Origin of the sequence: Dietzia sp. UBA5065 (assembly GCA_002415925.1) — a bacterium.
Classification (GTDB): Bacteria; Actinomycetota; Actinomycetes; order Mycobacteriales; family Mycobacteriaceae; genus Dietzia.
The window spans coordinates 5,499-13,603 of sequence record DIAZ01000003.1; the positions used below are offsets into that span (position 1 = coordinate 5,499).

An 8,105-nucleotide genomic window follows, 5' to 3' on the forward strand; every position below is an offset into this window, starting at 1 on the left:
GGCTGACGGACCTGTCCGCCGAGCAGGCGTGCGCCGCGGCCGATCGCCTGGCGGGGACCAACCCCGAGGCCGAGGCCGTGCTCCGCATCCACGCCGACCGCGCGGGGACCGCCAAGCAGGAGGTCCGGCTGCTGGAGTCGTTCACCGACACCCACCCGGACGTGCGGATCGTGGGCGTGCCCTCGCTGCCGTTCGAGATCTCGAACCTCGAGGCGCTGCGCTCGGTGGGCGACCAGCTCTGCGGGTGACGGACGCTGCGGGTGACCGCCCATGCGGGTGGACGCCGGACGCGGTCCGCGGCAGGCGCCGCGGACCGCGTCGGGTCACTTCCTGTGTGGGCCGTCAGTAGATGACGGTGTGCCGTTCGATCTGCTGGGCAAAGAAGTCGGCCCAGGACCGGACCTCGGGGTGCTGCTTGAGCAGGGCGCGGCGCTGACGCTCGGTCATCCCGCCCCACACCCCGAACTCCACCCGGTTGTCCAGCGCGTCGGCGCGACACTGGAGGAGCACCGGGCAGTGGCGGCAGATGGACGCGGCCTTGCGCTGGGCGGCCCCTCGGACGAAGAGCTCGTCGGGGTCGATGTCCTTGCACCGGGCCTGGGCCACCCATTCCTGGCGGCCCTCCCCGATGATCGTCTCCTCGGAACCGAGGGGATTGCTGGTTCCGGGGCGGACCCCGGCGTCGTCGGTGCGGGAGGTCCCCGGGAGGGTGGCCGTCATCGAAGTACCCCTGTCTGAGTGGAGTCGCCCACGGTCCTGCCGTGTCGCGCCTCCGGCCTTCTGAGCCCACCCGGCGCGGTGGACCCACGATGTGCGCGGGAGCCACTCGCCGGGGGCGGGGTCGGATCGCGACCCCATTCCGGTTCACAACGTCCTGCGTTCCCCAATATTGTTACCGCAGTCACACAACAGAAGTAAAGAGTCGCGTGCGGAACCGGCCGCGCGGGGTGGCGCGTCAGGGGTGGTCACGTACTCTTGCCCCGTGTCGGCTATGAGCTCCCTGGGAAAGCTGGTCGCGACCTGTGTCGCCGCCGGAGTGGTGGCGGCCGGGTCACTGTTCCCGATCGCCGGGGCCGCGGGCCTGGCCTCCAACAAGATGGCGGACTCGCTGGCCGGGACGTCGGCGGACCTCATCAAGGGCGATCTCCCGTCCATCTCGACGGTGACCGACGCCGCCGGCCAACCCATCGCCTGGCTGTACGACCAGCAGCGGGTGATCGTCCCCAGCGACCAGATCTCGCAGAACATGAAGCTGGCGATCATCGCGATCGAGGACCGCCGGTTCGCCGATCACGCCGGGGTGGACTGGCGCGGCACGATCCGCGCGGCCCTCACCAACGCCACGGCCGGGGACGTCCAGCAGGGCGCGTCGACAATCGACCAGCAGCTGGTCAAGAACTACCAGTTCCTCGTGTCGGCGGAGAACGACGCGGAACGCCGCGCCGCCGTGGAGACCACCCCGGCGCGGAAGATCAAAGAGATCCGGATGGCGCTCACCCTCGACGCCGAGATGGGCAAGGACGAGATCCTCAGCAAGTACCTCAACCTGGTCTCGTTCGGCAACGGGACCTTCGGGGTCCAGACCGCCGCCCAGACCTACTTCGGGGTCGACGCCAAGGACCTCACCGTCCCGCAGGCCGCGATGCTCGCCGGGATGGTCCAGTCCACCAGCCGGTTCGACCCGTACACCAACCCGGAGGACACCAAGAACCGGCGGGACACCGTGATCGACACGATGGTCCAGACCGGGGCGCTGGCCCCCTACGAGGGCGCGAACCTCATCGCCGAACCGCTCGGGGTGCTGGAGCGGCCGAACTCGCTCCCCCGGGGATGCATCACCGCGGGCGACCGCGGATTCTTCTGCGACTACGTCCTGGCCTACCTCGACCAGAACGGCCTGACCCGCGACATGGTGGAGCAGGGCGGGTACACCATCCGCACCACGCTCGACCAGACCGTCCAGGCCAACGTGCAACGCGCCCTCGACACCTTCGGCAACCCGACGGGCCAGGGCGTGGCCGAGGTCATGAGCGTGATCCGCCCCGGGCAGGACTCCCACCAGGTGGTCGCGATCGCCTCCAGCCGCCGGTACGGACTGGACCTGGGCAACAGCGAGACCGTCCAGCCGCAGCCGTTCTCGCTGGTCGGCGACGGCGCCGGCTCGGTGTTCAAGCTCTTCACGGTGGCCGCGGCCATGGAGAGGGGCATGGGCACCAACACGAGCCTGTCCGTGCCGCGTCGCGTGCAGGTCTCCGGCCTGGGCGCCGGCGGTGCCGCGGGCTGCCCGGCCGGCCAGTACTGCGTGGAGAACGCCGGCGCCTACCCGGGGTCCCTGTCCGTCACCGACGCGCTCGCGCAGTCGCCCAACACCACGTTCGTCAACCTCATCAAGGACGTCGGGGTGTCCCCGACCGTGGACATGGCCGTCCGGCTGGGCATGCGGTCCTACGACCGCAAGGGGACCGCGGCGGACGGCGACTCGATCGCCGGGTACATCAAGAAGAACAACCTGGGGTCGTTCACCCTCGGCCCCACCGCGGTCAACGCGCTCGAGTTGTCCAACGTCGGCGCGACCCTCGCCTCCGGCGGGGTGTGGTGCCCGCCGAGCCCCATCGAATCGATCACCGACCGCACGGGCAAGCCCGTCGATCTCAACGAGCCGGGATGCGAGCAGGTGGTGGAGCCCGGCCTGGCCAACACCCTCGCCGTGGCCATGTCCAAGGACGCCGTGGGCTCGGGCACCGCCGCCGGCGCCGCCGGTGCGGTCGGGTGGGGCCTGCCCGTGTCCGGCAAGACGGGGACCACCGAGGCCAACCGCTCCTCCGCCTTCCTCGGGTTCACCAACAACTACTCCGCCGCCGTCTACGCCTTCAACGACGGCACCACCACCACCGAACTGTGCACCAGCCCGCTGCGCCAGTGCTCGTACGGCAACCTCTTCGGCGGGCTCGAGCCCGCCAGGACCTGGTTCTCGGCCTTCAGTCCGATCGCCGACCTCTACGGCCCGGTCCGGTTGCCCGCCGCGGACCCCGCCTACCAGGCGGGCACGAGCGGGGCCGGCATGCCCGAGGTCGAGGGCATGAGCCAGTCCGCGGCCACCTCCCTGCTGACCAACGCCGGGTTCGTTGTCAACACCCAGTTCGTCTCCGGGACCGGGCGACCGTACGGGACGGTGGTGGGGCTCGACGGCGGGACGGGCATCCCCGGGTCGCAGGTCACCCTCCGCGTGTCCGACGGGTCGGGCGGCGGGAGCGGCACCGGCGGGACCGGCGGGCAGGGCCCCTCGGGGCCGGCGGCCACCATCGGCGACGAGCCCATCGTGATCAACGTCCCCGGTCTGGCGCCCATCACCATCTCGCCGCCTCGATAGCGGCCCCACCCGCCGGTAGGCTGGCCTGATGCAGCGCCCCTCCCGCCGGCCCCGGACCACACCGCCGACCTCGCCCGCCCGCGCGGCAGCCCTTCTCGCCGGGGCGGCCGTGGCGGGGACGGCCTACGCCTCCGGCTGGGAACGCAACGCGTTCACCGTGCGCCGTCACACCGTGCCGCTGCTCGCCCCGGGGTCCACACCGCTGCGGATCCTCCACGTGTCCGACCTGCACATGTTGCCCGGGCAGAAGCGCAAGCAGCAGTTCCTCTCGTCCCTGGCCGGGCTCGAGCCGGACCTGGTCCTCAACACCGGCGACAACCTGTCCAGCGACCGCGCGGTGCCCTCGGTGGTCCAAGCCCTCGGCCCGCTCCTCGGGGTGCCCGGCGCGTTCGTGTTCGGCTCCAACGACTACTACGCGCCCGTGCCCAAGAACCCCTTCTCCTACCTCGGGATCGGGCGGAAGAAGCACTCGGCGACCCCGCTGCCGTGGCGCGACCTCAAGGCCGCGTTCTCCGAGCGGGGCTGGGTGGACGCCACGCACCGCCGCGCGGAGATCGCCGTGGACGGCCGCCGCGTCCTGGTCGCGGGCGTCGACGACCCCCACATCGGACGGGACCGGTACTCCGAGATCGAGGGGCCCGCCGGGCCGGCGTTCGACCTGCGGATCGGGCTCGTGCACGCGCCGGAGCCGCGGGTGCTGGACCGGTTCGACGCCGACGGGTACGACCTCGTGGTGGCCGGACACACCCACGGCGGCCAACTCCGCCTGCCCACCGGGGCGATCGTCACCAACTGCGGGATCGACCGCTCGCGGGCGCGGGGGCTGTCCGCGTGGGGCCGTAACCTCGTCCTGCACGTGTCCGCCGGGCTCGGCACCTCCCCGTACGCGCCGGCGCGAACGTTCTGCCGACCCGAGGCCACCCTCCTCGAGCTGGTCGCCGGTCCCGGGGGCGGCGGAGACGAGGCACCGGTTCCCGAGACGCCGTTCCGGGAGCGGGTCCCGCAGACCGTCTGACCCGGTTTCGCGAAACCCGGCGGGGGGCGCTAGAGTATCCCTCGTTGTCACCGGGGTGTGGCGCAGCTTGGTAGCGTGCTTCGTTCGGGACGAAGAGGTCGTGGGTTCGAATCCCGCCACCCCGACAATGCGAGGTCCCGGGTCACTTGGTGGCCCGGGACCTCGGTCATTTGCCGGGTCCGGACGCGGGGCCCCGGCCCGTACCCGTACGCGCACGGCGGATTTCCGGTGCACATCGCGCTCGAGCATCCGTAAGGTCGTGTCATGACCTCCCAGACCGACGTCAAGAACGCCGCCGCGCCCGGGGCCACCGCTCCCGAGACCACCGGAAGCGTCCACCCGAACTTCGGCCGCATCACCACCACCGGCGCGGGGGACCCCGCCGTGGCCGCGGAGCTGCAGAGGATCCTCGACGGCAGGTGGGCGGGCGCGCGCGAGTCCACGCGCGCGTCCATGACCCCGGACATGCTCAACCCCATCGGGCTGACCATGGACGAGCACCGCGACCATGTCCTGGCGCAGCTCCGGCGGCTCGCCGACTCGGGGATGCCCAGGCTGGGCTTCCCGGCCGAGGACGGCGGCACCGGCGACACCGGCGGGGCGCTGACGTCCTTCGAGATGCTCGGGCACCTCGACCTGTCGCTCATGGTCAAGGCCGGGGTCCAGTGGGGCCTGTTCGGCGGCGCGATCGCCAACCTCGGCAACGCCGAGACGCGCGCGAAGTACCTACCCGGCGTCATGTCGCTGGACCTGCTCGGCTGCTTCGCCATGACCGAGGTCGGCGGCGGCTCGGACGTGCAGAACCTGGAGACCACGGCGACGTTCGACCCCGAGACCGGCGAGTTCGTCGTCACCACCCCCACGCCCAGCGCGGAGAAAGCCTACATCGGCAACGCCGCCCGCGACGGCCGGCTGGCCGCCGTGTTCGCGCAGCTCATCACCGCCGCCGAGGACGGCGGGGAGCTCCGCCACGGCGTGCACTGCCTGCTGGTGCCGATCCGGGACGAGGCCGGCAACGACCTGCCGGGCGTGAGGACCACCGATCACGGCCCCAAGGGCGGCCTGGCGGGCGTGGACAACGGCCGCATCTGGTTCGACGAGGTCCGCGTCCCGCGGGAGGCGCTGCTCGACCGCTTCGGCGCCGTCGACGCCGACGGCGTCTACTCCTCCCCCATCGACTCGGTGGGGGCCCGCTTCTTCACCATGCTCGGCACCCTCATCCGCGGCCGGGTGTCGGTGGGCGCGGCGGCCGGCGCGTCCGCCCGCACCGCGCTGGCGATGGCCGTGCGGTACTCGCTGGTCCGCCGGCAGTTCGACCACCCGGAGACGGGCAAGGGCATCCCGCTGCTCGAGTACCGGGAGCACCAGCGCCGGCTGATGCCGCGGGTCGCCCGCGCCTACGCCTACGCGTGCGCGCAGAACGCGATCATCGCCGAGCTGGACGAGTTCGAGACGAACCCGGACGCCTTCGACGAGGTCCGCCGCCGCGAGATGGAGACCCACGCCGCGGGCATCAAGGCCACCGTCACCGCGTTCGCCAACGACACGATCATCGAGGCCCGCCTGGCCTGCGGCGGCGCCGGCTACATGGCCGAGAACCTGCTCACGGAGATGCGCAAGGACTGCGACGTCTTCTCCACCTTCGAGGGCGACAACATCGTGCTCACCCAGCTGGTGGGCAAGGAGCTGCTCTCCTCCTACGCCGCGGAGTTCGGCGACATGGACCAGCGCGAGACGGTCGCGTTCGCCCTCGGCGCCGCCGTCGACGTGGTGCAGGAGAAGGCCCGCGCCTCCACCCTGTGGCAGAAGCTCGTCGACGCGGTGACCGACCGCGAGCACACCGACCTGCTCGACCGCGGCAACCAGCTCCAGCTGCTGGTCGACCGCGAGGAGCACCTGCTGGAGACGGTCGCGCGGCGGCTGCGCAAGGCCCAGGGGCAGGACGGCTCCGCGGCGTTCAAGGTCTTCAACTCGGCCCAGGACCACCTGCTGCAGGCCGGCCGCGCGCACATGGACAGCTGGGTGTTCGCCCGCTTCGCCGAGGCCGTGGACGCGTGCGAGGACCCGGAGGCCGCGGAGGTCCTGGGCATGCTGTGCGACCTCTACGTGCTGGACATCGTCGACCGGGACAAGGGGTGGTTCCTCGAGCACAACCGCCTGACCACGGAGCGGACCAAGGCGGCGACGGCGGCCCGCAACCGGCTGTGCACCAAGCTCGCCGGCCGGGCCCGCACCCTGGTGGACGCGTTCGCGATCCCCGAGTTCGTCTTTGACGTCCCCATGCTCACCGACGGGGGCGTGGACACCATCACCGACGAGACGGCAGAGGAGCACGAGGTCGTGGGCCTGGCCGACTGAGCGCCGAGGACCGAGGACCGATCCATCCGGCCCCGCACCCCTCAGGCGCGGGGCCGGGGCCGTCCGGCGACGCGCGTCGCCAGGAGCGAGAAGGCGGTGACCGCGGCCAGCACCGCCGCGCCGGTCCACGCCACGGCGGCGGGCCCGGCCAGCAGCACGGCGTCGAGGGCGGCGGTGGCCTGCCCGGTCGTCGTGGCGGAGGCGGCGGTGACGACCGCGGACGGGGCGCCGCCGGCCACCCACACCCACCACGCCACGCCGATCGACGCGGCCGCCAGGACCACCGCCGCCAGGCGGCCGGGCCACGCCCCGACCACCGCGACGAGGGCGCGCCACAGGGCCGCGGAGGCGACGACGACGAGGGCCACCAGCCCCACGACCGCGGCCGCGCCGGACGCGGACGGGGCGTCGGCGGTGGCCAGCGCCCACGCGGACAGGCCCGCGGTGAGCACGCCCAGCGCGAGGGCCGACTGGGCGATCGTCGTGTCGGGCCGGCGGACCAGCTGGACCAGCAGCGTCCCGAGGACCGCCGCGGCCGCCACGGCGAGGATCCCGGCCGAGGTGCGGCGGTGCGAGTCGTCGGCGGCCACCGCGGCGGCCGCCCCCACATCGCCCTGCTCGGCGGCCAGGGCCCGCCCGGTCCTGCCGATCGACTCCTGGGTGCGGCCCGCCGAGTCGGCGACGCTCGCGGCGCCGTCGCGCAGGGTCCCCGCGCCGTCGTCGAGCCCCGCCGCCCCGGTGGCGAGCTCGCGGGATCCCCGGGTGGCCTCGTAGATCCCGTCGCGCAGCGGGGCGCCGGGGGCGGAGAGCTGCCGGGCGAGCTCGTCCGCGCCGCCCTCCAGCCGGTCGAGTCCGCTGAGGGTGTTCTGGTCCATGCCCTGCACGGCGAGTTGCTGCTTGAGCCCGGCGAGCGCCTCGCGGGCGCGGACCGTCTCGGGGGCGTCGCCCTGGAGCCTGGACAGCGCGTCGTCGATGGCCGTCGACACCTGGCCCTGGATCACGGCCACCCCGCGCACCGCGCCTACCACCTGACGGACCCCTCCCGAGAGCTCGGTGGCGCCCGTCCCGGCCTGCCCCATCCCGGCCTGCAGCCGCTCCATCCCGGCGGCCAGCTCGGCGCTGCCCTCGCGCAGCCGTCCGGTGCCGTCGGCGAGCTCGGAGGTCCCGGTCCGCAGCCGCTCGGCCCCGGCGACGGTGAAACTCGAGTTGGCCGCCGCGTCCGACAGCGCCGAGCGGAGGGGCCCGCCCGACCCGGGTGTCGCCTCCTCCTGCGGAGGCGTCGGGCCGACCGCCGCCCACAGCGCGGCCAGGACGAACGGCAGGACCACCAGGACGAGGCCCAGGGCCCGGCGGGCGGGGCCG

General features: G+C 73.2%; 5 protein-coding genes, 1 tRNA gene and 1 pseudogene. 5 read left to right on the plus strand and 2 right to left on the minus strand.

Annotation, left to right across the window (positions count from 1 at the left end; genetic code table 11):
- A pseudogene (locus tag B4M60_RS00305) lies at nt 1–248 on the plus strand (ArsA family ATPase); the annotation flags it as partial.
- A gap of 94 nt (nt 249–342) precedes the next feature.
- Here B4M60_RS00305 and B4M60_RS00310 read toward each other — a convergent pair.
- Nucleotides 343–720 (minus strand): WhiB family transcriptional regulator, encoded by a 378-nt coding sequence (locus B4M60_RS00310; protein ID WP_291079371.1) that lies wholly within the window; start codon nt 718–720, stop codon nt 343–345.
- 271 nt (nt 721–991) lie between these two features.
- Between B4M60_RS00310 and B4M60_RS00315 the strand changes: the two genes are divergently transcribed.
- From B4M60_RS00315 to B4M60_RS00330, 4 genes are all read left to right on the plus strand, one after another.
- Nucleotides 992–3,370 carry a transglycosylase domain-containing protein gene (locus tag B4M60_RS00315; RefSeq protein WP_291079401.1) on the plus strand — a complete coding sequence of 793 codons (2,379 nt, stop codon included), beginning with the start codon at nt 992–994 and terminating at the stop codon, nt 3,368–3,370.
- Between the two features lie 28 nt (nt 3,371–3,398).
- Nucleotides 3,399–4,385 (plus strand): metallophosphoesterase, encoded by a 987-nt coding sequence (locus B4M60_RS00320; RefSeq protein WP_291079372.1) that lies wholly within the window; start codon nt 3,399–3,401, stop codon nt 4,383–4,385.
- Nucleotides 4,386–4,436: 51 nt separating this feature from the next.
- A tRNA-Pro gene (locus tag B4M60_RS00325) sits at nt 4,437–4,510 on the plus strand.
- A gap of 139 nt (nt 4,511–4,649) precedes the next feature.
- Nucleotides 4,650–6,743 (plus strand): acyl-CoA dehydrogenase, encoded by a 2,094-nt coding sequence (locus B4M60_RS00330; protein ID WP_291079373.1) that lies wholly within the window; start codon nt 4,650–4,652, stop codon nt 6,741–6,743.
- 41 nt (nt 6,744–6,784) lie between these two features.
- On the opposite strand, the gene B4M60_RS00335 is transcribed toward B4M60_RS00330, so the two are convergent.
- On the minus strand, nt 6,785–8,105 hold a 1,321-nt coding region (locus tag B4M60_RS00335; protein WP_291079374.1), incomplete at its 5' end, for a hypothetical protein.